This window comes from Streptomyces sp. NPDC045022 (assembly GCF_056432605.1).
On record NZ_JBWKIR010000025.1, the window covers coordinates 1 to 24,414 of the forward strand.

Here is a 24,414-nt window from a genome sequence, read left to right on the forward strand (position 1 = left end):
GCATCAACCACAACCCACAACTGCCATGGTCCTTCCTCGCCCACACCGGACTCACCATCCACCCACCACACCCACTGAACTTACGAAAAGATCAGTAGGAGCTCTCTTACGGATCACTTTGGTAGAGGTCCGGTCTCAGGGCCTGCTGGCGTCGGCGGAGCTGCTGCCTGCGACGATGCGCTTGTGAGCTATGACCTTGCTGTGTGGGACGGCGAGGTGCTGGGACGTCCCTCGTTTTCGGTCGTGCGGTGGGCGGACCCCTTGTGCAGCGTGGTCAAAGAGGCAGCGTTATGCCGAGTTCCTGCATGGCGCTGGAGGGAGGTCCGCCTTCGGAGCGTTCGGTCTTGTATCCCTTGATTTGCGGCTCGAGGGTGCGAGGGTCGACGGCTTCCGCAGGGGCGCCGGTGGCGTACAGGCCTTCGGGCGCGCTGTCGCGATCGTGGGGCAAGAGCCAGAAGACGCGGCGGCGGAAGGTGCCGGAGGCGCGGGAGGGTTTGGCGGTGGGGCCCAGGAGGGCGTAGCCGACCATGCGGCCGTCGCGGTGGTAGGCCGGCTTGCCCTTGCGTGTGGGGAGCCGGTCTAGGCTCTGGCGTACGTAGTCGAGGTCGGTGATGTCCTCCAGCCAGACTAGTTCGGTTTCGTGGCTGATCTCGTCCTCGGTAATCAGGGAGCTCATGCGGTGGCTTCCCTCTCCTGGTCGGCGAGCAGTCCGATGCCCGGGTAGTACTTGCGCTGGTTGGACGTCATCATCTGTTTCGGTGAGGCCAGTCCCACGAGTTCCCGTGTGCGGGCGGCGAACGCTCGTGAGGACAGGGCGGGTGCTCCTTCATTTTGGCACCACGTCTTGTAGGCGCTGTAGAGACCGGCCTGCTCGGCGCGCAGTTCGGGGCTGAGGGTGCAGCACTCTTCGTAGAAGCGGCCGGTGTGGTCTTCGGTCTCGGCGTAAGCGGTGGTGGCGATGCGGACGCGTTCGGGTCCGGTCAGGTCGCGGTCGCCGGCGAGGTAACGGCGGGCGCCGTCGATCAGCCAGGCCAGGATGCCGGGGCCTTCCTCGGTGACGAGGATGTCGGCGAGGTTGTCGATCTTGCGGTGGTCGGGGACGGTGTTCGCAAAGGGGATGAGGCGCATGCGGCGCCAGAAGGCGAAGCCGCCGGTGCCGACTTCGGGCCGGTGGTTGCCGACCAGCAGCAGCTTGTGAGTGGGGTCGAAGCTGAAGAAGTCCTGTCGCATGCGTCGGGCCTTGATGCGGTCGCCGCCGGTCAGGAGTTTGACGCGGGCCTCGTCGAACTTGTCGCCGGGGTTGACCTCGGAACAGACGATGACGCGTCGGCCGTGGAGCTCCGCGAGGTCGGTGGGGTGGCCTTCGTAGGGACGCGCCATGAGGAAGCCAGGCGGGGCGGCGTCGGCGTAGTCGCCCAGGAGCTTCATCAGGACGTCCAGGAGGACGGACTTGCCGTTCTTGCCGGCGCCGAAGAGGAAGGGCAGGACCTGGGCGCCGACGTCGCCGGTTACGGCGTAGCCCAGCAGCAGCTGCAGGTAGCCGATCATTTCTGTGCCTTCGGTGTCGGTGCCGAAGGTGTCGGTGAGGAAGACGTTCCAGCGTGGGGTGGGCAGGGGTTGTGGGCCGACGGTGGTGGAGCGGGAGTGGAAGTCCTTGTTGGGGTCGGGGATCTTCACCAGGCCGGTGCGCAGGTCGACGATGCCGTCCGGGGTGCACAGGGCGTAGGGGTCGGCGTCCAGGCGGGTGGCATTGAGGACATGCCGGGCGCGGATCTGGCCTGGGTGAGCATGGCGTTGATGCCGGCCGTCGATAGGGCGCGCCGACGGTGGCGGTTCAGGGCTTGCATAGTGAACCGGCCGAGCGGGTCCTGGGTGGCAATGTTCTCTGCGAGGTCGCCGGCCGCCCATAGGACGGTGTCGTCTTCGTCGATCTGCCAGCGGGTGGTGTCCCAGCGGTACCAGCCGATGCCTGGGACATGGCGGAAGTCCTGGGCGTACAGCTTCACGAACAGCTTGGCGTTGCCGCGGTCAGTAAGGGATGCGAAGGAGGGCCGCCCCTCGGGTGGTGGGCTGGGCGCGCCTGGGATCGCGGTACCGACAGAGTGTTGGTGCGCGCCGGTTACCGCGTCGTCGGTGTGGCAGAGCCGGTCGGTCGCTGCCAGGACGCGGCTCTGCACCCGGCGTCGGCAATGGGGAGCCCGCTGGGCGCGTGCCTGCTCGGCCTGCTACGCCGTCGGCGAGTCCTGGGCGGCATCCGCCAGGAGGAGGCCGGTGTCAGGGTTCTGCAACTGCTGGGCGAGCCAGGGCAGGGCCTGCGGCAGTTCCCGACTCCAGGTAGTGAAGTTGTGTCCGCCGGACGGCAGGATGATTGACGCTGTCCTCAGCGGCGGCCTGGCGGCGGCCAGGAACTCTCGCGTCGCCTGGTAGTTGGACTCGCCGTGGCGGCTACTGGTGACCAGGACCGACACCTGCGGCACGGGGAGGTGCCTCAGTCGCCAGATGAGGTCGTTCTCCCGTTGGAGTTTCGCGCTCCCCCCGAACAGTTCGCCGGTCGTGACGTCCACTTCCGGCTTGTAGGAACCGGACAGCGAGACCGCGGCCGAGTAGACGCGGGGATGGCGCAGGGCGAACTTCAGCGCACAGTAGCCGCCGGTGGAGTCACCGATGACGCCGCGGTAGGTGGCGTGGTCGCCGATGCGGTAGGCCCCGGCGAGGGCCTTGGGGAGGTCCTGGGTGAAGAAGGTCTCCACCTGCGGACCGCCGGGGACGTCCATGCACTCCGTGTCCCGCGGCGGAGCGAGAGTCGGTCGCATCAGGACCAGGATCGCGGGCTGCATCTGCTTGGCGGCGATCGTTTTCGCTGCCAATTCCGGGTACTTCAGCCGGGTGATGAGGTTCTCCGTCGCGCCGGGGTAACCGGTGAGCACAACGATGACGGGGAACTTGGCACCGGCGTACCGCTGTTCGGTGTACTGCGGTGGGAGATACACGTAGGCCGGTGTGGCCAGGTGGGACTTGGCCCCGCTGATCTGCACCGTCTCCAGGCTTCCGCCCGATCCCGTCGTGTCGGCGGGAGCGCTCACCGGTGCGCGGCTCAGGACCCGCACGGCATTGGTGTCGCTGACGGCCTGGGTGCTGTCGGCGATGGCGGGAGCGGTGTCCTGGCTGGTGCCCAGCAGATCGTCCCAGGAACCGTAGAAACCGAAGTAGTTGTTGACCGCCAGGGCGATCAGCGACAGACAGGCGAGCTGGGTACCCAGCAGGACGCCGAGCCGGCCCAAGACTGCTCCCCAGCTTCGCCGGCTCAGCCGCGGCCAGCACCACACGCCTGCGACGAACGCCGCGGCCGTGACGGCGAGAGCCAGTCGGAGTAGGGCCTGGCTGGTGAGTCCCATAATCTGCTGATACTTCCTGTGCGTACGCGCCGGGCCGTGTGCCGTACGACGGGTGGTGTGTCGACAGCCCTTTGCCGCAGCCAAGTACCGAACTCCACGGTGAACGCGTGGTGAAGGCGCTGGTCCATCGGGTGAACACCCTAGCCGTCGCGTGCGCTTCGGCGGGAACCGGGCCTCGTACGGTGACTATTCGAGCCGTCGGCGGCATCCGGCTGAGCCGGGAAGTGCACCATGCACTGGTTGTTCTCGTCCATCGCTCGCCGGCGCGCCGTCCCTGACGTGCGGAGACGTATTCCGCCAAGCGGCCGAGACCGGCTTGCCGTGTGATCATGACGTCAGGGGAACTGAGGCCGCACTCCCCGAGCAGGTGATGGCGGTGGTCCTTGCGGCTGGCGGTTTCGGCCGGTGATCGCCCCGGTGAGCGGGTGCCGAGACCCGGTAACCCACACGCGTCTCAGTCGGATGACGTCTCGCCGTGCCGCTCCGGTAGCTGCGGAGCCTCCGGAGAAGGCCGGACTGCGCCGTCCGGGCGCTCGCTGACCCGGGAGGCCCACCGACGGCGGGCCAGCACCACTGAGACGGGATGGCCCACCAGGGTGCTCAGGCCGTGTTCAACAGCACTTGGCGCTCTCGGAACAGATCGCCGCCGCAGACCTGACAGGTGACCCAGACGTCTCCGATGGCCGCCCGAACCGGCTTGCGCGCCATAGCCGATGCCCTTCCGCCTCCGTGGCCTGGTCAGCTGTACGTGGCGTCCTGGGTCTCCCGCCGACTGAGCAGACGCTCATGCTCGTCCACTCGTTCCCCACGTGGATCACGATCTCTGCCCCGCGGAACGTGCCGGGTCACCACTCCATCGATGGGAACAGCTCGAGCAGGCGCTCCCTCTGCCGGTGACCCAAACCCTGGACGCGGCGGCGATAGGAGAGCCGAGGTCCTTCATGATCTGCTCGGCGCAGACCTTGCCGATACTGGGCAGGGACTCCAGCAAGCGCCTGACGCGCGTCCGGCCGACCACTTCGTCATCACGCTCCAGCAGTTCCCTTCAACGAGACAGTGCCGGCCTTCAGCTGAGCCATGAGCTCACCGCGCTCCTTCGGACGGCGACGGCCTTCTTCGCAGCCTCGGCACGTGCCTTGGTGGTCAGTGGGGGCAGAGCCACGGGGTGCATCCCTTCGTCGTACGGTCGCCACGCCATCATCACCCCGACACGCGCACTCCTCGGTGACGCATCTGTGGCCCCGCCCGAGTGCGGGGCCACGAGGTGGTTCTGCTGCATTCAGGGCGTGAGGTCCAGTACGCGGACCGGCTTGCCTGCCCACCGGTGGGGGGCGGTGGTGGCGATGATCGCGCCGTCGGGACGGTCCGGGGTGGGCTGGGCCGTGTACTGGCTGTGCGCGGCGGCCCAGGTCTCCTGGCACGCGACGGCCAGGGCGGCAGCCAGATCCAGATCGAGGACGGTAATACCGGGCAGGGAGGCCAGATGCTCGGCCGTGCCGGGCCGGGCACGATCGGCTTCTACTAATGCGCACGCTGGTGCGTACAGGAACCAGCCCGCTTCTGCATGGGCGCGGTGGATCAGGCGGGAAGCAAGGACGTTGCCCTGGCCAGCTGCGGCCATCGCGGTGTCGTCCAGGACGATATGCATGACGTCGCTCACCGGGCGATCACCTGGGCCAGGCGCCGGTCCAGCTCGTTGTCCAGGTCCTGCTCCTGGGCAGCGGTCGGGGCGTAGCCGTTCCACTCCTTCAGTGCAGCCAGGGCCTTCTCCGCCCGCTCGGCACGCTCCGCCGGCGTCAGCAGCGTTTCAGCGAGACGTGCAAGGTAAGCGCGCAGCGACAGCCCTTCAGCGGCAGCTATGGCAGCCAGCCGGTCCTTGGCTTCCTCGGGGATACGGACATTGGCATCAGACATCGTTCTTTGCTCCTTCCCACTCCAGGGTACGGGTACGTACCCGTACCCGTCACGCCCTGTTGCCTGGCCGAATCCAGTGCCATGCTGTGGCTGCGGTGATCCTCTTCCTTCGCCCAGGCGGAGCGGCCCCTGGCCCCGCCCGTGTGCTGTCTCCTGGGCGGGGCCGCGCCGTTCCTCGCGGCCTTCAACGGAAGGTGGCCCCGGTCAGGTCGGTGAGCCCGGCCGCGTGCAGAGGGCGGGGTGAGGCCGGCGTCGCCGACGTGCAAGGGTAGGTGGTCGCGGCGGAGGTGTTGTACGCCTTGGCGCCCACACCGGAGGTGTCGCTCGGCGCCGTCCAAGCGAAGGACGCCCTCCGTTCGGATATGTGGACCCGCTGAGCGGGTGGGTGCTGGACTCGCTTGCCCTGATCCGCTGGCTTTGGCGGCGTTCCCTCAGCAGGCCACCGGCCTCGAACCTCACCCGAAGTCGGACGCCGACTTCGCTGGTCTCAACCGTGAGGACGGACTTTTCATCGGCTTTCAAGGGGGTCGACAACTACCGAGCTGAGCTGGCCTGACCGGACCGTTCCCCAGCAGCTTCACATCTGCTTCAACGTCGGGGACGACCTTGACGAGGCCGAGGTCCAGCTGCTGGAGCTGGGTGCGGGCAAGTCGGAGTACGACCTCATGATGAGGCCAGGGCGCGGGTCCTCACTGATCCTGCTGGGCATCCCTTCTGCCTGGTCAAACGTTGAGAGCCTGTGGTGCACTCGGGTGCACTGGGCGGCCGCCGGCCTGCTTCATCGGTTCTCCTTTGCACTCCGGTCGGACAGGCGGCAGCGAGTGCAGAGGGTTTCCGTACCAGTCGAGAAGAATGCCTGGTCGCACCGGGTCACAACGGAGGCGCGCCACGGTGTGATGCCGGTGCGGCTCCAGCTCGGCCCGCAGGCGCTGCATGCGGCGAGTAGGCAGATGTCCGGTCCGTCGAAGGTCGCTGCGCAGCGGAAACACAGGTTGACCGACACGCGAGGTGCGGCCGCGGTGGCGTCGCGGTAGACCAGCGTCTCGGTTGCGCAGTCCGGGCATCGGCTACAGCGCAACGACTTGGGCGCGCCTTGTAGCCCGTCTCGCGGGTCCTCGTTGAGGTAGCGATCGAGGGCATAGCGACGAATTGCTGGATGCGGCCGAGTCTGATGCGAATGTGCTGCATGTCCTGTTTTGTCCGTTACCGGTCGTCCTCGGTGAGCGCGGGCAGCAGTTGCTCGTCCAGGAAGCGGACGAGGAAGTCCAGGACCTCGGCGGCGCGGGCTTCGAGGGCGCGGGCACGGCCGGTGAGCCCGTAGTGCTGCAGTGCGTTGCGGGTCTTGGCCAGCTTGGTGAGCGCGGCAACGTCCTTGTCCGCGATGGGCAGGCCGACGATGCGCCGCAGCCGGTCCACTGTCTGGGCCGGGGTGCAGCTTGTCAGGGACCCGGCGGCCAGATCTTCCTTCCTGGCTTTGCCTGCCTCGGCGAAGACCAGGGTCCACGAGGCTACCTTCATCAGGCAAAGCGCTCGATGTCGTCGGAGAAGGGCTGACCAGGGCCTGGCTGGCTTCGTCCGTGCCGGAGGACGGGAAGCTCATGTACGTGAGGTCAATGAGCACCGATGCTGGGATCGGTGCTCATTGACCTCACGTACATGAGTTCCAATTCTCGGAACCGTTCAGGTTGCGCGGCGCAGAGGGACGACAACGTCCTCGCCGGTGCTCTTCGCGCTGAGCCGGTAGTAGCTGATGTGTGCCAGCCGCTCGGATTCCTCGAGCCATCCAGCCTCCACGACCTGGCGCCGGGTGCGCGAAAAGACGGTCGGGGACATGCCGACGAGCTTGGCAAGGTTGGCGCCGGTCTCAACGACGGCACCGGCGCGGTCGGTGGGGTGCATCGCGTAGAGCATGACCAACAGGCGCTGGTTGGCGGTCATGCCAGCCGTGCGGTGGAGAACGTCCAGGAGCTTTCGCTTGTCGTCGTTGTTCACTGGGCCTCCCACCACGAAGTGGACGTGTTGTCGAAGCCGGGGATGTCCGGCGGGTTGCACGTCTTGATCGCTTCCCGTTGCTCGATCCCGGTCCCGTGAATCGCTTCCCGTTGCTCGATCCCGGTCCCGTGAAAGGCAATGTACGGGCTGATCCGGTAGAGCCTGTAGTTGCCGATCCGGCCGCGCTCGAGCCCACCGTGCGCGCGGTGGGCTGCCAGGCCGTCCGCGACATTCGCACCGCTCCGCCTTCGCCGCCCGCCGATCCGCCGGCGGATCCCGCGCTCGCAGCGCTGCGCGCCGTCGTCAATGAGGTCGCCGCCCACACCCACCAGCTGGGAGCTGATGCTCGAAGTCGCCCTGGCCCTCCTCTCCAACACCGACGTGGCCAACGTCGTGGCGCCGCTGGCCACGCGAACGGCAAGGACCTCGGACATGGGCTCGCTGCCCCCCGCTACGCCCTGCCGGGGACCACCGCGCTGTATCAGGCGGGTGGTGGGCGGTATGAGGGCCGTGCCGCGCAGCATTTGCACAAGGCTGGGCGGAGCCCGGCGCGGCTCTTCGCGCCTACGGGTTGGCACATCCTCGGCCCCGGGGGGCCTCCGATGTACCGACGGGGCCTGCAGGCAATCGGGCGGCTGCGGCTTGCTGAGACGCATTGTGGCAGCGTGGCTGAGGTTGGTGGGGGTTGACAGAGGCACACGTGGCGGGTTTCTCCAGGTGGGCGACTGCGTCCTTGATCCGGCGGAGGCTGTTCTCGGTCCGCTGCTGGCGGGCCCTGAGCGCTTGTGCTGTGCGCGGGGCGGGAAGGGCCTGGGTCATTGGGAGTCCTCCAGTTGCTGGCCCGGGTTGTTGTCTTGTTCTCCTGCGGCGGCGATGTCGGAAGCGCGGAACGCGATGCTGCAGAGCCGCTGGAAGTAGTCCTGTGGGCGCCGCAGGTCCATGGCGAGCGCTTGGTCGAGAAGGCCGAGCGCTGCGAGCGCCTTCTCCAGGCTGTCGATGGCCTGGGACGTCGGCTCGAAGACCTGGTGCAGGTAGTCGGCGGTGGCGTCGTCCGGGGCCCACTCTGCGAGCGATCTCCATTGGGAGCGAGCGACATCCAGCAGCCAGTACGTCTGCGCGCGGCTGATGCCGAACACCGCGTTGCAGTACGACCGACCCCAGCTGCTGTGACCGAGCGGGAGCCGCACCTGGGCGGCGTGCGCGGCGCGGACCGGGGCGGCGAACACTTCGATCCGTGGTCGCCCTCGCCAGGCACCGCCGTTGGTCATCGCATTTCCGTGTCTCGGGTGTTGCGACGACGATCAGTAGAACCCAAGCTCCGGCGGGGGCTCTCGCGTTCTCCGAGTGCGACGTGTCGCAATGCTCACACTGGTCGCACCTCTCGCACCAGTTCCAAGAGGGGCTCACCAGCCCATGTTGGGCTGGACCACCTTTGGGACCTACGGCGCGCAGCCAGACCAGGGCAACACTGGCATGTGGGTCGGGTTCGGCAAGGATTTCAGCAGAACACCGGCCCCTGGTCGCTGTCATTTCGTACCTCGAACCGGTCCCGGCAGTCTCTCGCCCAATTCCACTGACCCCCTGCGTCCGACGAACGCTGATGGGAGTATGTGGCCCGCACCGAGCTGACGTGCTGTCCCGACGAGAGGCACCCCATGAAGCCCCTGGACGTACGACCCGACATCGACGCAGCGACTGCCCGTCTGCCAAGTGCGCTCGGCGCCAAGCGGGAGATCCGCAAACTCCCCGAGGCGCTGTGGGAGGACGAGACCGTGGAGATGCTGGCCGCCGGGAAGTACGGCGGTGGCCAGGGCCTGGCCGTCCTGACGGATAAGCGACTGTTGTTCTTCAAGCACGGGTTCTTGTTTCAGAAGGTGGAGGACTTCCCGTACAAAAAGATCAACTCTGTGCAGTGGAACGCCGGCCCGCTGCTGGGCACGCTCACCGTATTCACCTCGGGCAACCGGGCTGAGATCGGATCCATGCCGAAGGATCCGGGTAAGGCGTTCGCGGACAACCTGCGCGCCCGGATCGCCGGTCTCTGACCGCTCTTTACCGCCTACACCTCGTCACTGTCTGATAGGAGCAGTCCGTGTACCTCGTTCCGTTCGGGTAGCGGATGATCCTGCAGGTGCGCGTCTTGATCTTCTGGCAGTTCCTATTGCCCCTGTTGCCGGACCGGTTGCTGTTCCCGTCCCGGTCCCTGTTGCCGGACCGGTTGCTGTTCGCCGACAGGTTGTTGTTCCCGGACTGGTCGTTGGTCCCGGACCCGCCGGATCCCCTCGCCCGGCGCTCGTCCCAGCCCGCCCCCGGCCACCAAGGAGAAGACCACCCACGGCACCGCCGACGGCCGCAAGGCGTGCCTGCACCAATGCCTTTCTCTCGGGGTTGCTCGGAGTCCGAGCCCGGGAAGCACGATGACCGTGCAGCTCAGGGGCGTGTGTCCGCGGTCGTTGGGTGAGCGACAGGTGTCGCGGACCGAGGCGGTGGCCACCTGATGTTGTTCTTCGAGAGCCTGCTGGCGCATCTGGCCGGCGACTACCTCATCCAGTCGGACTGGATGGCGACGGAGAAGGTCAAGCGGTGGTGGCCCGTGATCGTGCATGGGACCACGTATGGGCTGCCGTTCCTGCTGATCACGCACTCCCCGCTCGCACGTGCGGTGATCGTGGCGACGCACGTTGCCCTGGACCGCTATCGGGCCGTGAAGTACCTGGTCTGTGCGCGGAACCTGCTGGCGCCTGCCTCGCGGCGGGTCGCTTGGGCCGACGTGCAGAAGAACCAGGGCTCGCCCGTGGCTGTGTCGTCCGGCCTGGCGAACGCCCTGGTCATCGTTGCTGACAGCACTGTGCACCTGGCGATTAACGCCGCCGCCCTGGCGTGTTGGGGGTGATGGCGATGACCTGGGCAGGGGGCAGGACCGGAATGCGCCAGAAACCTGCCGTGGTGACCGGTAAGCACCCGGCGGTGGGTGGCCTAGCTTGATAAGTGGTGGCGGTTGACCGGCTTGGTTTGCGGTCCGGAATCGCGGTGGCCGACCGGATCACTCCGTTATGGGCAGGCACTCGGCGAGCAGGTCGACGACGTCGCGCCAGGCTCGCTGCGCGTGCCGTGGGTGGTAGCCGACCGCCGGGGACCACGGTGTGGTCGACCGGTGGGTGGTGGAAGGCGTGCAAGGCGCCGCCATAGACCGCGAGGCGCCAGTCGACGCCCGCGGCCTGCATCTCAGCGGTGAACGCGTTTCGTTGCGCGGGCGGCATGATCGAGTCTTCCGATCCGACCCCGGCCCACACCGGGCAGCGGATGCGCGCTGCCTCGCCCGGTCGGCCCGTGGTAGTTGCGTTGACTGTCCCGATCGCGCGCAGGTTGACGCCGCCTCGCCCGAGTTCCAGCGCGATGGCGCCCCCGGTGCCGTAGCCGATGGCGGCGATCCGGTCGGGGTCGGTCCGGGGCTCCGTGCGCAACACATCGAGCGCCGCATGGCCGATCCCCCGCATCCGGTCGGGATCAGCGAGCAGTGGCATGCAACGGGCCAGCATCTCCTCGCGGTCACCCCAAATAGCGCCCGCCGTGAAGGTCGAAGGCCAGCGCTACATATCCCAGCTCGGCGAGAGCATCGGCCCGGCGGCGCTCGACGTCGCTGAGCCCCATACCCTCTGGTCCGAGCAGCACCGCGGGCCGGCGGTCGACACCGGCCGGGAGCGCGAGGTGCCCGATCACCTCATACCCTCACAGCTCACCCCGTCTACCTGGGGAAACGGGCTGTGAGACTCACAATGTCGTCAGGCAGGTCCAGGCGCTGGCGTGGCCGAGGGAGCAACACGTCCGGGCTGCCGGGCGGCAGGCCCCTGTTGCGTAGGAGCTTGACGCGGCCGCGGCACCAGGAGGAACAGAACTCCCGGGGCCGGCGCCCGCACCCCGGGTGTGATACTGGTGGGCTCGCGTAATCAACTGTCGCCAGTTCTCGGCCGCGAAGCCCTTGTTGGCAACCGTGTGTGATCTCCGGTGTGGCGACCACGGCCGGAGGGTAAACCAATAGGCTAGGGTGCGATCGCGATGTTGGATTCGGCGTTCCCGTGTCGGCGTCTCTTTCTGTCCGCGTACAAGTGAACGTGGCTCTGGCAAGATTTTCGTAGCCGGAGATCATCTCGGTGACACGGTCGGCCGGTCCGCACAGTGGGCAGCCTGTGGCTGTGCTCTATTGAACTGGCAAGTCTGTTACCACAGTTGGCCAATGTGCTGGTGGTCGGGGCCGATGTCTCCGATGCTGTCGTGGCGGTCCGCGCCCGCACGAGGTCCGGTGTTCCAGCGGGATGTACCGGGTGCGACAAGACCAGCGCGTGGTGCCACAGCCGCTATGTACGGCGCCTCGCCGACGTCATTCTCGGAGGCCGTCCTCTGCGCATCGACTTGTCCGTACGCCGCCTGTACTGCGAAAACCCCGATTGCCCAAAAGTGACCTTCGCCGAGCAAGTGCCGGGGCTGACCGTGCGTTACCAGCGGCGCACACCACAGTTGCAGCGCCTGATAGAGGCCGTCGGTGTGGTGCTGGCCGGCCGCGGCGGTGCCCGGATGCTGCGGATCCTGAACGTCGCGCTCTCGCGGTGCACCGTTCTGTCCCAGCTGATGCGGGTGCCGCTTCCGCCACTGGAAACACCTCGGGTGCTGGGGGTTGACGACTTCGCGCTCTACGGCGACACCTACGGCACCCTCCTGGTCGACGCAACCACCCGGCTCCCGCTCACGCTCTGGAAGGGACGCGACGCGGAACAGCTCGCCCAGTGGCTCCGCGAGCACCCAGGCGTCGAGGTCGCGTGCCGCGACGGATCCCTCACCTACCGGCAGGGCATTACCGCCGGCGCCCCCGATGCAGTGCAGGTCAGCGACCGTTTCCACCTCTGGCAGGGGCTCTCCCGCCGTGTCCAGGACGTTGCCTCCGCCCACCGCGGCTGCCTGCCGGCAGCACTGCCCCCGGTCAGCGAAACCGATGCCGCACCGATCGAGGAGACCGCCGATAACGCTGCGGCGGACACCCGGGCTGGGCGCCATGCCCGAAGGCTGTTCGAGGCCGTACACGCCTTGACCCGCACCGGCCGGAGCCACAGCTCCGTGGCCCGGGAACTCGGCCTGGACCGCCGCACCGTGAGCAAGTACGCCCGGGCCTGCACCTGGCAGGAAGTGATGCGCCGCCCGCCCCGCAAGCCCTCCACCCTGGATCCCTACCTCGACTACCTGCAACAACGCTGGGACGAGGGACAGCACAGCGCGAAGATCCTGCACGAGGAACTCCAGGCCAAGGGATACCTCGGCCACTACCAGCGCGTCAAAATGGCCGTCGCACCCCTACGACGGGCCCTGCCCCTGGACGCGCCTCGCGAGCGACCGCCTTCCCCACGCGAAGCCGCCCGCTGGATCACCACCCATCCGGCCCGCCGCAGCCTGCACATCAACGACCGCCTGCCCCGGCTCCTCGACCACTGCCCTGAACTAAGGCTCACACAGGATCTGGTCCGTCGGTTCGCCAACATGCTCGACAACCGCGACGCCACACCCCTCCCGGGCTGGCTCGATGACCTCGCGCACAGCGGACTGGCCCCTCTCGCCGGCCTCGCCGGAGCCCTGCGCGAAGACCGGCATGCCGTCGCCCAGGGCGTCACCACCCTCTACAGCTCCGGGGTCAACGAAGGCCGCATCACCGATGTCAAGCTGCAAAAACGCCTGATGGCCGGCCGCGCTGGCGTTCCACTTCTCCGCCACCGCGTCGTTCTGATCGCGCACCTCCGCCGGCGCTGTGCGGACCGGCCGACCGTGTCACCGAGATGATCTCCGGCTACGAAAATCTTGCCAGAGCCACGTTCACGTGTACGCGGACAACTGCCGGTGGTCTCCCTCCGCGGGGAACTACGAGCCTTGGCATGGCCAGACCATCTCACTCATGTCGCCGAGCTCATGTCACCGAAACTGCAGGGTCAACGAAGGGACTGTCGCCCGTGAACACGCCCAGCGGCCTCCTGCCCGCCCCCGTTCACCCCGCAATGGATTCAGCGCGCCCGGGATGCGCGGGCCTGCTGCTGGCCACGCGAGGCCGACGCAGCGCCAACCGAGTCGGCCGAACAGTCTCCGCCCGTTCAACCCATCGAGTTACTTGGCACCCAGGACTGAGAAGGTTCAGGCGCGTCGCGTTGCGCGTCATGAATCGCTGATGTGGACTGTCTACCAACGGTCTGTCGCGATGAGTTGCCGATAAGCCATTGGCTGGAAACTCCAAGCCTGCTGCATACGCCTGTCAGCTGCAGTGGCAGATGGCGCGAGGACCGCATGTCGATGACAGGATCCCGTGGCGACGCGGACAGAGTGCAAGCGTGGCGCATCGCGCGCGCTAGCTTTTGTCTGTGTCAAGGGTTTCCCATGGTACAGCTTGAGTACGAGGAGAGGTCTGCAGTGAACAATAAAGCGGAAATTCGATCTGATGCACCGGTCTCCGTCGTCCTGGCACTCAGAGACCCTGCCACAGCCTCCGAATTTGTGTCGAACACAGAGGGCACCATCGTCGAGTCGGCGGCTTCGGTCGTCGTTTCGGTCAGGGGCTCCAAGTCGATGGTCACCGATTTCCTGTCAGAGCTCGGTGACCGGGCCGGGGACGTCTCCGCTCAAATTTCACTGAGGGGGAACGGATCTGCCAAGCGATAGGCGAATGTCGAACGCTGAGGCAGCGATCCGCCTGCTGCGGTGGTGCGCCGATCGCTCAAAGGCGCCGGGGCTCGATCTGGCCGACGCCCCGGCCAGTGACCAAGTTCGGTCGTATCTGAGGTCGAGGAACATCGACTCCATTCTCGCGCTGGAGTCGGGGAGCATCGATGCTCGGCAGACGGCCTATGACGCCGTGTGGCATTGCCAGCTCACGGCTCTGCTCCAGGTACTCGAAGCCTTGGTGGCCGCCCAAGTGCGGACGCTCACCTTCAAGGGAGGCGAGCTGATCCCACGGCATTTCCCCGGTCACTCGCTCGGATTTGTCGGTGACACCGACGTGCTCGTGCGACGTGACCAGATCGAAACCGTCAAGTCGATCATGTACGCCCTCGGGTTTCGCCACGCCTTCTTCGATACGGCTCATGGCGTTATGAGAGACCGTGACCTGCGAGATGTGGCGGACATCGAGCTACGTCATTACGAACTTGCCCCCTTTGTGAGGACTGTCGAGCTGACGGACCCCGTCGTCGCGCAGGTGGCAAAGACCTACAACGCTCACCCCCTCCGATTCATCTCGGGTCGGGCCGTCGCTGTCATCGCGATTGACGTTCACCACAACGTCGCGTCGGATGCCGATCCGTCGATGCTCTTCGACCGCGCAGTACCGAGCTCGCTCGGGGTCGGCGAGACGCTCTCACCGGCCGATCACGTCTGGCTGAATCTCAGCAGATACTACAACGAAGTGGCGCTTCACGACGGGTGCTCGTTGCGGCCATTCGCCTATACGATCCCAGAGGTGGCTGCCGGCAACGTGGATTGGGGCGTCGTTGAGCAGGTGGCCCTCGATCTCTCACTGGGCCCGACGTTGTCGTACTTCCTGCGGTTCTGCGATCAGCTCACTCCGGGCCGGATTCCTGCTGCCACACTCCGATCCGTCCATGACTCGACTAGCAGCCGTGTGCGCGATTGGGGTTGGCAACTCGCCAAATTGTTAGACTTCCAAGAGCGGTTCCCTTCCTACGCGTTCGAACCCTCCGGCGCCCGGACGGCATCTGAAATTCCAGCACTTCAGACGTCCTGACAAGCTCGCGGCTGTCGTCGCCTCGTTCCCACCGGATACGCAGGCGGCGACGGCCGTACAGCCGTGCGATGGTGTGCTCGACGACGGGCGCGCTTTGCCGGCACCGGCGTGCCATTTCCAGCCAAAGCGAGACCGACCCACACACGCATCATCAGCAATCAAAGATCACAGAAGGATGTCACCTGGTCGCTCCTCGGCCACATCGTTTTAGATTTGGTCAGAGTTTGACATCCATCCACGGGCGATCGAACTCTGACTGCGACCCAAGAGACGTCTCAATATATTCGATCAGCCAGGCGGTGCCCTACCGGTGGATATGACAGATGCCTACTCTTCAGAAGACCGGGAATCATCCACTGGCTTCTGAGATCGGACACGGTGGAGATGTAGGAGCAGACCCGGGCGAAGTGTCCGTCCCGGGAGCACGGATAAATTGCTGAACGTTTGAGATCGCGGGGGTTCTCTTAGCGATGCCTGCCAACAACATCTTCGTTCGATCCACCGATGTTCCCGTCGTCGCTTCCCCTTCTCAGACCGCTCTTTCCGGGGCCAGAGGCCAACTGCATGGATCTCAGGGAGCAGCACGACTGAGGGAGTTGTTCGAACGACCCGGACCTGTCCGGATCGTCGGCGCCCACAACCCCCTCGGAGCCCGCCTCGCCGAACGGGCGGGCTTCGACGGTGTCTGGTCGAGCGGCCTCGAGGTTTCCGCCTCGCGCGGCCTCCCCGACGCGGACCTCCTGACGATGAGCGAGTTCCTTGATGTCGCACGCTCGATGGTCGAGGCCGTGGCCATACCGGTGATCGCCGACTGCGATGCCGGCTACGGCAACGCCAGCAACGTGATGCACATGACCCGTCGCTACGAGGCTGCCGGCGTCGCAGCGGTCGCCATCGAGGACAAACGGTTCCCGAAGATGAACAGCTTCATCCCGGGCCGTCAGGACCTGGCTACGCTCGGCGAGTTCGTGGGCAAGATCGCCGCGGCGAAGAGCGCCCAGCGCGGCTCCGACCTCGTGGTGATCGCCAGAGTCGAAGCCCTGATCGCCGGATGGGGACTCGACGAGGCCATGCGCCGGGCCGAGGCGTACGCGGAAGCCGGCGCGGACGCCGTCCTCATCCATGCGAAGGGCGACTCACCCGATCCGGTGCTGGACTTCCTCCGCAACTGGCGCCTCCCGCACCCCGTCGTCGTGGTACCCACGACCTATCACACAGTGACCGCGCAGGAGTTGGCCGCTGCGGGAGCCAAGATGGTGATCTACGCCAACCACGGTCTGCGCGCCATGATCTCCGCGGTAACTGAAACCTTTGCCACCATCCTCCGCGACGGCCGGACCACCGCCGTGGAGGAGCGGATCGCACCGCTGGCAACTGTCTTCGACCTGCAGGGCATGGCAGCCCTGGAGCAGGCGGAGCAGCGTTTCCTCACCCGCGCCGGAAAGCGCCTAAGGGCCGTGCTGCAAGCCGACCGAGACCTGCCGCTCAGGGCTGCCGGCGGGGCCGTGGAACACCAAGTCGGCGCGCTGCGGCGAGCTGGAATCGACGACATCACTGCGGTGGTCGGCCAGCGGACCGTTGACGTGCGCCTAGCCGGTGTCACCGCCATGCAGGATCCCGAGGGCCCGCAGCCGGACTTCGGAGACGTCGTGACGCGCGCGTCGATCGACTTCGACGGCTACACCCTGCTGGCCCGCCCCGATGTGCTCTTCGACGCCGAGCCGGTCTCACGCCTGATGGCCGACGAGCATGACATCACCGTGCTGGTCGACGTCTCCGACGTGGACGCCCGGGTCCTGGGTCCGCTCCGTACCGTGACGCTCTCCGAAACAGCCGTCCGAGGGCGGAGGCTGCGCGGCACGCGCCGCAATCTGGTCACCGCATTCGGCTCCGACCGGGTGGACGGGGTGTTCGCAGGCCTCGCCCTCCTCTCCCCTGCGGCCTTCGCGGCGCTGCACAACAAGGCCGTGGCGCGACGCAGGTCCGGCGGAGAGCCCATCGGGCTAGAACACCTCCTCAACGACCTGATCGCGGAAGGCTGGGCCGTCCATGCGGTGGAGACCGCCTCCGGATGGGCGGAGTTCCGTACCGAGGCCGACGCCCGGAGGACAGACCTACTCCTCGCCGGCCAGGAGCGGTGACCACCGCTCCCGGTGGCGCGCTGGATGCAGTCGCCGTCACCGACACGCTCATCGCGGCTGGCTTCGGCCCCTTTGCAGGGGTGCCCTGTTCCTATCTCGGTCCGCTGATCAGCGTCCTGCAGGACAAGTACCCCAGGTCCTACCTGGCGGCGGCCAACGAGGGCGAGGCCGTGGCTGTCTCCGCCGGAGCACAGCTCGCCGGCCGCCGACCGGTCGTCATCCTGCAGAACTCCGGACTGGGCAACGCCGTCAATCCGCTGACCTCGCTGTGCCACACCCTGCGGCTGCCGGTGCTGCTCCTGGTGACCTGGCGCGGGGAGCCGGGCCGGCAGGACGAACCCCAGCACCACCTCATGGGACGCATCACCCCCGATTTGCTCACCGCCATGGAGATCCACCATGAGAGGTTCCCGCGGCACCTCTCCGACCTCGGCCCCGCCCTGGCACAGGCCACCGCACACATGGACACGACCGGCCTGCCCTACGCCCTGGTCCTCCCCAAGGGCGCGCTCGCGCCGTACGACCGGCCGGAACCTCCGCTCGCCCACTCCGCCCGGATGCTCCGAGAAGAGGCCATCGCCGAGGGTGTGCGGGCAGCCGGCAGCGGCGCCCTCCTCGTCGCGACGACCGGAAAGACGGCCCGCGAGCTGGAACGCGACTGGGACCGGCCCGGCAACCTTTACGTGGTCGGCTCGATGGGCTGCGCCTCCAGCATCGGCCTCGGCGTCGCCATCAACGTCCCCGACCGCCCGGTCGTGGTCCTGGACGGCGATGGAGCGGCCCTGATGCGCCTGGAGGCCATGGCCACCATCGGCAGCCGGGCCCCCGCGAACCTGCTGCACGTGATCCTGGACAACGAGGCGTATGAGTCGACTGGTGTCCAGCCCACCATCTCCACCGGGGTGAACTTCTGTGCCGTGGCGGCGGCGTGCGGGTACCGCACGACTGCGGACGTGGCCTCCGGAGCGTTCCTGCGCGCCGCCGTGGCCCGCGCCCTGTCGGTGGACGGGCCCCACCTCATCCGCGTCCGCATCCGGCCAGGGTCGGAACCCGCGCTCGGCCGGCCCGCTCTGGCCCCGCCCGAAGCAGCCGCCCGATTCCGTGCGGCGGTGTCCTCATGACGCCGACGCCGCCGCCCGACCGCTCGGCGGCGCGGCGCGTCGTCCTGATGAACCCCGGTCCGGTGCTCATCGACGAGCGGGTACGCTCCGCGCTGACCGGCCCGGACCTGTGCCACCGGGAACCGGAGTTCGCCACGCTGATGAACCGGGTCCGGTCCAGGGTCACGCGCGTCTGTGGCGGAACCGACGACTTCACGTCCGTCGTGCTGACCGGGTCCGGCACCTCGGCCGTCGAGGCCGTCATCGGGTCCGCACCGCCCGCCGACGCGGCCGTGCTTGCCATCGACAACGGGCATTACGGCCGCCGCATGCGCGACATCGCCGAGGTGCACGGTATCCGTGTCACGCCGCTCGATTTCGGATGGGGCAAGCGGGTGGACCTGGACCACCTCGAGCGTGCGCTCGCGGCGGATCGGTCCGTCAGCCATGTGACCGTCGTCCACCACGAGACCAGCACGGGGATGCTCAACGACGTGGCGGCTGTGACCCGCGTGGCCCACCGCCACCGGCGACAGGTGATCGTCGACGCCGTCAGCAGTGTCGGGTCTGAGAGGCTCGACATCGCCGCGGACGGCCTCGACTGGGTCGCCGGATCGGCGAACAAGAGCCTGGAGGGAATGCCCGGACTCGCATTCGTCTGCGCCCGGAGAGAAGCCTTCGCCGCCCTGGAGGGCGGCCTCCGCCGGTCCTACTCGTTGGACCTCGGCCGCCACTTCCGGGCCCAGGACCAGGCCGGAGCGCCGGCCTTCACACCTGGTGTCCCGGCCTTCTACGCGTTCGACGCCGCGCTCGCGCTCGCCCTCGAGGAAGGCGTGGCCGCACGGAGCAAGCGCTACCTCGCGCTTGCCGAGCGGCTCCGCCGGGGGATGGAGGCCGCGGGGCTGCAACTTCTGCTGCCCGCCGAGGAGCGGGCAGTGAGCCTGACCGCGGTACGGCTGCCCGAAGGGGCGTCGTACCGGCAGTTGCACGACGCGTTCAAGGAGGAAGGGTTCGTCGTCTACGCGGGCCAGGAGGAACTCGCCCAGGGCTATTTCCGGGTCTCCACGATGGGTCAGATGGATGACCGGGACATCGACGCCTTTCTCACGACACTGGACTGCTTCTTGACGTCCCACCGAGCCAGGAGATCCGGCACAGCAGAGCAAGGGTGCGGCACATGAGCGAATCGACGGGGCCCCAGGACCTACGGGTGCGGCAGAACAAGCTGAACGACAATCTGCCGCAGGACAGCGCACTGCGGCTGTACCTGGCCGAGAAGGATGAGACCGCCCGGACGCGCAGGCCGCGCCCGAAGTCCGAACTGATGGACTTCGGCACGCCGCTGGGACGCATTCCGCGCACGCTGCTGGTGATGCCGCCGATGTGCGTCTACGAGGGGGCGGTCAAGCGGGTCGTCCCTCCCCTGGGGCTCTGCTACATCGCCAGCGCGCTTGAGCAGGAGGGGATCGACGTCGCCATCCTCGACTGCATCGTCGAGGGGATCGACGAGGAGGTCCCGGTCTCCGATGGCGTCTGCAACCTCGGAATGTCCGAGGACCGTTTCCGGGCGTACCTCGCCGACAACGACTTCGATGTGGTCGGCTTCACCATGATCTACTCCTCCGACCTGTGGAACCTCTACCGGTACGCGCAGATCGTCAAGGAGGTCAGGCCGGAGACCACCGTCATCGCCGGGGGCCTGCATGCCAGCATCTACGCGAGGCGCTTCCTTCAGGACGCGGTGGTCGACGGGGTGCCCTTCATCGACTTCGTGCTCCGGGGAGAGGGCGAGATCCGGCTCGGGGCGTTCCTCAGAAACCTCGGCGAAGGCAAGCTGGACATCCACGCGGACGGCCTGGCCGGCTGGTACGACGGCCGGTTGTTCGCCAACGCCCAGCTGGCCCGCGTCACCGACCTGGATGCGCTGCCGTTCCCGGCCTACCACAAGGTCCCGATGGAACGGTACTTCGAGCACAACGTCCCGTTCTCGCCATACCCCCGTGGCAAGCGGGTCATGCAGGTGTACACCTCCCGCGGCTGCCCAGTGGGCTGCACGTTCTGCGCGAGCACCAACTTCTCGAAGCAGTACGTCGCACGCTCGGTCGACAACGTCGTCGCCGAGATCGAGTACTACAAGGACGCCTACGGCGCGGACGAGGTCCAGTTCGCGGACGACAATCTGACCTTCGACCGTAGACGGGCCATAGACCTGTTCGAGCGCATGACGCCGCTCGGACTCCCCTGGTGCACACCCAACGGGATCATGGTCAACACGCTCAGCCCGCCGATGGTCGACCGGATGGTGGAGTCCGGGCTCTACCAGATCACCCTGTCGCTGGACAGCGGGAGCGCGGAAACGCTGAAGGAACATCACCGCAAGCCCGTCGACCTGACCCGAGTCCCGGACCTGATGACCTATCTCGATGGTCTGGGCGTGCTGATGCACGGCACGCTCGTCGTCGGAATGCCCGGTGAGACCGAGGAGCAAATCAAGGACGGCTTCGCCTACGTCGAGCGGTTGCCGTTCCACTCCATCAATGTCTTCCTCGCTCAGGCCATTCCAGGCTCCGAGCTTTTCGAACGGTCCGTCAGCAATGGCACGATCACCTACGAGGGCGCTCTGCACATCGACACCGCGCGCTCGACACTGCGGCTCGCCGACCTCGACCCGAAGCGGCTGGAAAACCTCGTCGAGGACTTCCTCAGGCGCTACAACAACAGCATCTACCAGCGCGATCCGGAAGCCTGGGAGCGCAAGTACCGCGACCACAAGGAGCGGATGTCCCGCATCTGCGTCGGCGCCGCCTCCGCGATCACCGCCACGATCATCGACGCCGGCAAGGGTGTGCCGAGCTGAGGCGCTTCACCGGGCCGGTCGGGGGCGGCTCGGTTCCATCGGCCCGAGCATCGGAGACGGTGGTCGGGCAGGCGACAAAGAGGTGGACATTGGACATGCCCTCACCAGAGCATGCGGACAAGGGGCGGAGCGGACCGGCCCACGGTCAGGAGCCGATCGCACCGGAGGCCCTCCCCTACCGGTTGGTACTGGTCGGCGGAGGACCCAGCGCGACCTACGTGATGGAGCGGCTGTCCGCCGAGGCCTCGCACATCGACGGCGCTCCGCTGGAAGTCCGCGTCTTCGAGTGCTCCGGCGAGTTCGGCGCCGGTGTGGTGCACAGCTGGTCTCAGCCGACCACCAGCTACCTCAACCGGATCACGGCGCAGATCGGCTTCGCCGCCGACGAGAGCGTCACGGACGCCGGGCCGCTACGGCCGGCCCGGCTGCGTCCCACGCTCTACGACTGGTGCCGGGCGCTCTTCGCAGAAACCGGTGACCCGGATCTCGACCTCGGCCCGACGGACTGGCCCAAACGCTATGTGCACGGCCGGGCACTGCAGGACGTGTTCTCCGGCTATGTTGCGGACCTGCGCGGACGTCAGCACACGCAGGTTCACCTGCACCGGGCCGAGGTGGTGGACGTCCGGGAGGACGCCTCGCGGCTGTACGTGCGCACCTCGGACGGTGAGGAGTATCCCTGCGACGAGGTGCTGTTGCTCACCGGCCACTCGCGGAGCGATCCTGCCCGGTGCGAACGCTCGACGGTCATGGCCAACTTCGCCCGCACTTCGGGCGCCCATTACGTCCCTTACGCGTACCCACTGGACACAGCCCTTCCCGAGGAGATCTCAGGACCGGGAACCGTGGTGGCTTGTGCGGGCATGGGCCTGACCGCGATCGATGAAATCCTGTACTTGACGGAAGGCCGCGGCGGCCGGTTCGAGACCGGTCCCGAGGGCGGACTCGTCTACCGCCCCAGCGGCGTCGAGCCGGCCTCGATCATCGCGTTCAGTCCCACCGGAGTCTTCACCTACGCCCGCCCGTACAACGGCAAGGAACGCGACCCGGCTCGGCTCGAGCACCGCGGCCGCTTTCTCACCGAACAGGCCGTGGACCGGCTCAGAGCCGCTGTGGGCGAGCACGTCACCCAGAGGGTAAGGACCTGCGCGCAGCTCGATTTCGAGCGCCACGTGCTGCCCGTCGTCCTGCTGGAGATGGCGCACGTCCACTACACGACTATGTTCGGGCCCGCCACCGGGGACTTCTTGGCGCAGCGTGCGGAACCCTCCTACCGCGCCTTCCTCCAGGGCGGGTCGCACATCGGCGCCGAGGGCCTGCTCATCCCGCTGGAGGAGGCGGTGGACGAGGTCGCCGGTGTCCTCGACACCGTTCTGCGGGAGTCGACGACACTCGCCCAGGCAGCCGAGGCGGCACCCGGGTGGCCCATCGAGGCGGCACTGGCCCGCTGGATCGAGGTAGTCTTCGGGCCGCAGTACGCCCACCAGGTGCGCGATGCCGAGAAAACACCGCAGCGGCTTCCCGAGCTGGTAGCCTCGCTGCGCTCGCCCTGGCAGTTGGACGAGTCGGTCTTCGGTAACCGCTTCGACTGGGGACGGCTGACGGAGCCGATTCCCCCGGGCTCCTTTGCCACGGTGCAGGAGTTCCGGGAGCGATTCACGGAGTTCATGGAGCGGGACCACCTCTGGGCCGCGCAGGGGAACCTCGACAATCCGGCGAAGGCGGCGGCCGACGGCGTCTGGCGGGATCTACGGCCAGTGCTCGCCCATGCTGTGGACGATGCCGGACTGACCGCGGGCTCCCACCGACTGTTCCTGCACCGCTACATGCGTCACCACAACAAGCTGGCCAACGGGGCGGCGCTTGAGGTGATGGAGAAGGTCCTCGCACTCGTCCGACACGGCCTGCTGGAGGTGGGCGCGGGCCCGAAAGCGCGGGTTGACGTTGATTCAGGTACCGACCGGTTCGTGGTCACGGGACCGTCGACCGGCTTCCGCCGCCAGGTCGACACCTTGGTCGACGCCCGGGTCCACGCATTCGACCCCCGCACCGACGTCCGCCCCTTGTATCGCAACCTGATCGACCGCGGCCTGGTGCGGATCTGGCGGAACACCTCGGCAGACGGGAGCAGCTTCGAGCCGGGCGGCCTGGACCTGACCCGCGCGTTCCATCCCGTACGGGCGGACGGGGTGGCCGAAGAGCGGATCACAGTCCTCGGGCCGCCCTCCGAGGGAGTCATGTTCTTCCAGCTCGGTGCGCTGAGGCCGGGCCAGAACCATCACGTGATGCGGGACGTCCTGACGTGGCTGCGCGGGTTCCGGCAGCGTCTTGGGGCCAGGACCGCTCTCGCCGAATCGGAAGGAGTGCTGTCCTGATGGAGAGCGTCATCGTCCTTGCTGCAGGGGACAGTCGGCGGATGGCCCTGGGAGGTGGTCCCAAGGCGTTGCTTCCGCTCGTGCCTGGTGTACCGTCTAGCCCCTCCTTTCTCAGCCGAAATCTGGAGCTCTTCCGCGCCCGCGGCGTCCTACGGGTGTTCCTGGTGGTCAGTCAGGCCCACCGGGCAACGTTCGAACCGCATGCGGACGAGCTGGTCCATATCGTCCCCGTGGACTCCAACGGCCGACCCACCGGGTCGACCGTCAGCCTGCTGGCCGGGCTGCGGGCCCTTCTGCAGTGGCGGCCGGAGGGCAGGCGGACCCTTGTCACCGATGCGGACGTGGTCTACGAGAGGTCCCTGCTGCACTCTCCCGCAGTGCTGGCGGGATCGCGGTTGCTGACGGTGGATCGGGTCAGCGGTGACGGCGAGGAGGTGAGGGTCTACGGACGCTCCGCAGAGCGGCCGGTGGTCATCGGAAAGGGACTGGGGCAACCCATGACCCAGGGGCTGGATCTGCTCGGTGAGAGCCTGGGGCTGATTTTGCTGGATGCCGCCGAAGTCCCGGCTGCAGCCGGGGTGGCCGAGTGGATCGTCGGCGACCCGCCGACGTCCCGGCCTTACGGCTTCAGTGGACGGCTGTCGGAGCACGAGGAGGTGTGGCAGTACCTGTTCACGCTCGGCCGGCTTGCGGTGGCCCGGCTGCCCGCCGCGCTGCTCTTCTCCGAATGCGACTTCCCGGACGACTATCGGCGTGTCCAGGAGTTCCTGTACCCGGCCATCGTGAAGCGTGACGCGACGTTCGCCTCGGAAGACAGCTAACTCGCCACGTCCTGAGTCGCTGGATCACCGGCACCTGCCGGGTCGAAG

The 24,414-nt window shown here is 67.3% G+C and carries 20 protein-coding genes and 3 pseudogenes; 12 read left to right on the forward strand and 11 right to left on the reverse strand.

Annotation, left to right across the window (positions count from 1 at the left end; genetic code table 11):
• Nucleotides 1-274: 274 nt before the first annotated feature.
• The 6 genes and pseudogenes from AC07C1_RS32145 to AC07C1_RS32170 form a co-directional block, all read right to left on the reverse strand.
• Complete coding sequence (locus AC07C1_RS32145; protein WP_478944747.1) at nucleotides 275-676, reverse strand: DUF6009 family protein; 402 nt, start codon at nucleotides 674-676, stop codon at nucleotides 275-277.
• A pseudogene (locus AC07C1_RS32150) lies at nucleotides 673-2,087 on the reverse strand (DNA primase family protein). Before AC07C1_RS32150 ends, AC07C1_RS32145 begins: the two are co-directional and overlap by 4 nt.
• A gap of 138 nt (nucleotides 2,088-2,225) precedes the next feature.
• Complete coding sequence (locus AC07C1_RS32155) at nucleotides 2,226-3,281, reverse strand: alpha/beta hydrolase (RefSeq protein WP_478944749.1); 1,056 nt, start codon at nucleotides 3,279-3,281, stop codon at nucleotides 2,226-2,228.
• A gap of 928 nt (nucleotides 3,282-4,209) precedes the next feature.
• Nucleotides 4,210-4,413, reverse strand: coding sequence for a hypothetical protein (locus tag AC07C1_RS32160; protein ID WP_478944751.1), 204 nt, complete (start codon nucleotides 4,411-4,413; stop codon nucleotides 4,210-4,212).
• Between the two features lie 261 nt (nucleotides 4,414-4,674).
• On the reverse strand, nucleotides 4,675-5,043 hold the full coding sequence (locus tag AC07C1_RS32165) for a PIN domain-containing protein (protein ID WP_478944912.1): 369 nt from the start codon (nucleotides 5,041-5,043) through the stop codon (nucleotides 4,675-4,677).
• An 8-nt stretch (nucleotides 5,044-5,051) separates the two neighbouring features.
• Entirely contained in the window at nucleotides 5,052-5,309 is a 258-nt protein-coding gene (locus AC07C1_RS32170; protein WP_478944753.1) for a hypothetical protein, read from the reverse strand.
• A gap of 360 nt (nucleotides 5,310-5,669) precedes the next feature.
• Here AC07C1_RS32170 and AC07C1_RS32175 point away from each other — a divergent pair.
• Nucleotides 5,670-6,042 (forward strand): annotated as a pseudogene (locus tag AC07C1_RS32175) (VOC family protein).
• A 470-nt stretch (nucleotides 6,043-6,512) separates the two neighbouring features.
• Here the strand turns inward: AC07C1_RS32175 and AC07C1_RS32180 are convergent.
• From AC07C1_RS32180 to AC07C1_RS32195, 4 genes are all read right to left on the reverse strand, one after another.
• On the reverse strand, nucleotides 6,513-6,827 hold the full coding sequence (locus AC07C1_RS32180) for a hypothetical protein (RefSeq protein ID WP_478944755.1): 315 nt from the start codon (nucleotides 6,825-6,827) through the stop codon (nucleotides 6,513-6,515).
• Between the two features lie 162 nt (nucleotides 6,828-6,989).
• A complete protein-coding gene (locus AC07C1_RS32185) occupies nucleotides 6,990-7,301 on the reverse strand; it encodes a replication initiation protein, RepL2 (protein ID WP_478944756.1) in 312 nt (103 codons plus the stop codon).
• The gene (locus AC07C1_RS32190; RefSeq protein WP_478944758.1) at nucleotides 7,298-7,735 is read right to left on the reverse strand and encodes a hypothetical protein; all 438 of its coding nucleotides are present in this window, start codon (nucleotides 7,733-7,735) and stop codon (nucleotides 7,298-7,300) included. The genes AC07C1_RS32185 and AC07C1_RS32190 overlap by 4 nt, the downstream gene beginning before the upstream one ends.
• Before the next feature lie 381 nt (nucleotides 7,736-8,116).
• A complete protein-coding gene (locus tag AC07C1_RS32195; RefSeq protein WP_478944760.1) occupies nucleotides 8,117-8,569 on the reverse strand; it encodes a hypothetical protein in 453 nt (150 codons plus the stop codon).
• Between the two features lie 342 nt (nucleotides 8,570-8,911).
• Between AC07C1_RS32195 and AC07C1_RS32200 the strand changes: the two genes are divergently transcribed.
• Both AC07C1_RS32200 and AC07C1_RS32205 read left to right on the forward strand, forming a co-directional pair.
• Nucleotides 8,912-9,346 (forward strand): PH domain-containing protein, encoded by a 435-nt coding sequence (locus AC07C1_RS32200; RefSeq protein WP_478944761.1) that lies wholly within the window; start codon nucleotides 8,912-8,914, stop codon nucleotides 9,344-9,346.
• 452 nt (nucleotides 9,347-9,798) lie between these two features.
• Nucleotides 9,799-10,194: a DUF3307 domain-containing protein gene (locus tag AC07C1_RS32205; protein WP_478944763.1), complete on the forward strand. Its 396-nt coding sequence runs from the start codon at nucleotides 9,799-9,801 to the stop codon at nucleotides 10,192-10,194.
• Between the two features lie 150 nt (nucleotides 10,195-10,344).
• Here the strand turns inward: AC07C1_RS32205 and AC07C1_RS32210 are convergent.
• Nucleotides 10,345-11,021, reverse strand: a pseudogene (locus AC07C1_RS32210) (dienelactone hydrolase family protein).
• Nucleotides 11,022-11,537: 516 nt separating this feature from the next.
• Here AC07C1_RS32210 and AC07C1_RS32215 point away from each other — a divergent pair.
• From AC07C1_RS32215 to AC07C1_RS32255, 9 genes are all read left to right on the forward strand, one after another.
• Nucleotides 11,538-13,124: an ISL3 family transposase gene (locus AC07C1_RS32215; RefSeq protein ID WP_478944914.1), complete on the forward strand. Its 1,587-nt coding sequence runs from the start codon at nucleotides 11,538-11,540 to the stop codon at nucleotides 13,122-13,124.
• A gap of 585 nt (nucleotides 13,125-13,709) precedes the next feature.
• A complete protein-coding gene (locus tag AC07C1_RS32220; protein WP_478944765.1) occupies nucleotides 13,710-13,991 on the forward strand; it encodes a hypothetical protein in 282 nt (93 codons plus the stop codon).
• 4 nt (nucleotides 13,992-13,995) lie between these two features.
• Nucleotides 13,996-15,072: a nucleotidyltransferase family protein gene (locus AC07C1_RS32225; protein ID WP_478944766.1), complete on the forward strand. Its 1,077-nt coding sequence runs from the start codon at nucleotides 13,996-13,998 to the stop codon at nucleotides 15,070-15,072.
• A 596-nt stretch (nucleotides 15,073-15,668) separates the two neighbouring features.
• Nucleotides 15,669-17,213, forward strand: a complete 1,545-nt coding sequence (locus tag AC07C1_RS32230) for an isocitrate lyase/phosphoenolpyruvate mutase family protein (protein ID WP_478944768.1) — start codon at nucleotides 15,669-15,671, stop codon at nucleotides 17,211-17,213.
• Nucleotides 17,210-18,334, forward strand: a complete 1,125-nt coding sequence (gene aepY / locus AC07C1_RS32235; RefSeq protein ID WP_478944769.1) for a phosphonopyruvate decarboxylase — start codon at nucleotides 17,210-17,212, stop codon at nucleotides 18,332-18,334. Before AC07C1_RS32230 ends, aepY begins: the two co-directional genes overlap by 4 nt.
• A complete protein-coding gene (locus tag AC07C1_RS32240; RefSeq protein WP_478944771.1) occupies nucleotides 18,331-19,494 on the forward strand; it encodes a pyridoxal-phosphate-dependent aminotransferase family protein in 1,164 nt (387 codons plus the stop codon). The genes aepY and AC07C1_RS32240 overlap by 4 nt, the downstream gene beginning before the upstream one ends.
• The gene (locus AC07C1_RS32245; protein ID WP_478944773.1) at nucleotides 19,491-21,170 is read left to right on the forward strand and encodes an Sden_1168 family B12-binding radical SAM P-methyltransferase; all 1,680 of its coding nucleotides are present in this window, start codon (nucleotides 19,491-19,493) and stop codon (nucleotides 21,168-21,170) included. Before AC07C1_RS32240 ends, AC07C1_RS32245 begins: the two co-directional genes overlap by 4 nt.
• Before the next feature lie 95 nt (nucleotides 21,171-21,265).
• Entirely contained in the window at nucleotides 21,266-23,545 is a 2,280-nt protein-coding gene (locus AC07C1_RS32250; protein WP_478944775.1) for an FAD/NAD(P)-binding protein, read from the forward strand.
• Nucleotides 23,545-24,366, forward strand: a complete 822-nt coding sequence (locus AC07C1_RS32255) for an Sden_1164 family protein (RefSeq protein ID WP_478944777.1) — start codon at nucleotides 23,545-23,547, stop codon at nucleotides 24,364-24,366. Before AC07C1_RS32250 ends, AC07C1_RS32255 begins: the two co-directional genes overlap by 1 nt.
• Nucleotides 24,367-24,414: the final 48 nt, after the last annotated feature.

Bases quoted from the DNA above. Each gene is read 5' to 3' on its own strand.
- AC07C1_RS32145 (WP_478944747.1), bottom strand. From the start codon at position 676: ATGAGCTCCCTGATTACCGAGGACGAGATCAGCCACGAAACCGAACTA.
- AC07C1_RS32165 (WP_478944912.1), bottom strand. From the start codon at position 5,043: ATGCATATCGTCCTGGACGACACCGCGATGGCCGCAGCTGGCCAGGGC.
- AC07C1_RS32170 (WP_478944753.1), bottom strand. From the start codon at position 5,309: ATGTCTGATGCCAATGTCCGTATCCCCGAGGAAGCCAAGGACCGGCTG.
- AC07C1_RS32180 (WP_478944755.1), bottom strand. From the start codon at position 6,827: ATGAAGGTAGCCTCGTGGACCCTGGTCTTCGCCGAGGCAGGCAAAGCC.
- AC07C1_RS32190 (WP_478944758.1), bottom strand. From the start codon at position 7,735: ATGTCCGAGGTCCTTGCCGTTCGCGTGGCCAGCGGCGCCACGACGTTG.
- AC07C1_RS32195 (WP_478944760.1), bottom strand. From the start codon at position 8,569: ATGACCAACGGCGGTGCCTGGCGAGGGCGACCACGGATCGAAGTGTTC.
- AC07C1_RS32205 (WP_478944763.1), top strand. From the start codon at position 9,799: ATGTTGTTCTTCGAGAGCCTGCTGGCGCATCTGGCCGGCGACTACCTC.
- AC07C1_RS32220 (WP_478944765.1), top strand. From the start codon at position 13,710: ATGGTACAGCTTGAGTACGAGGAGAGGTCTGCAGTGAACAATAAAGCG.
- AC07C1_RS32225 (WP_478944766.1), top strand. From the start codon at position 13,996: ATGTCGAACGCTGAGGCAGCGATCCGCCTGCTGCGGTGGTGCGCCGAT.
- AC07C1_RS32240 (WP_478944771.1), top strand. From the start codon at position 18,331: ATGACGCCGACGCCGCCGCCCGACCGCTCGGCGGCGCGGCGCGTCGTC.
- AC07C1_RS32245 (WP_478944773.1), top strand. From the start codon at position 19,491: ATGAGCGAATCGACGGGGCCCCAGGACCTACGGGTGCGGCAGAACAAG.
- AC07C1_RS32250 (WP_478944775.1), top strand. From the start codon at position 21,266: ATGCCCTCACCAGAGCATGCGGACAAGGGGCGGAGCGGACCGGCCCAC.
- AC07C1_RS32255 (WP_478944777.1), top strand. From the start codon at position 23,545: ATGGAGAGCGTCATCGTCCTTGCTGCAGGGGACAGTCGGCGGATGGCC.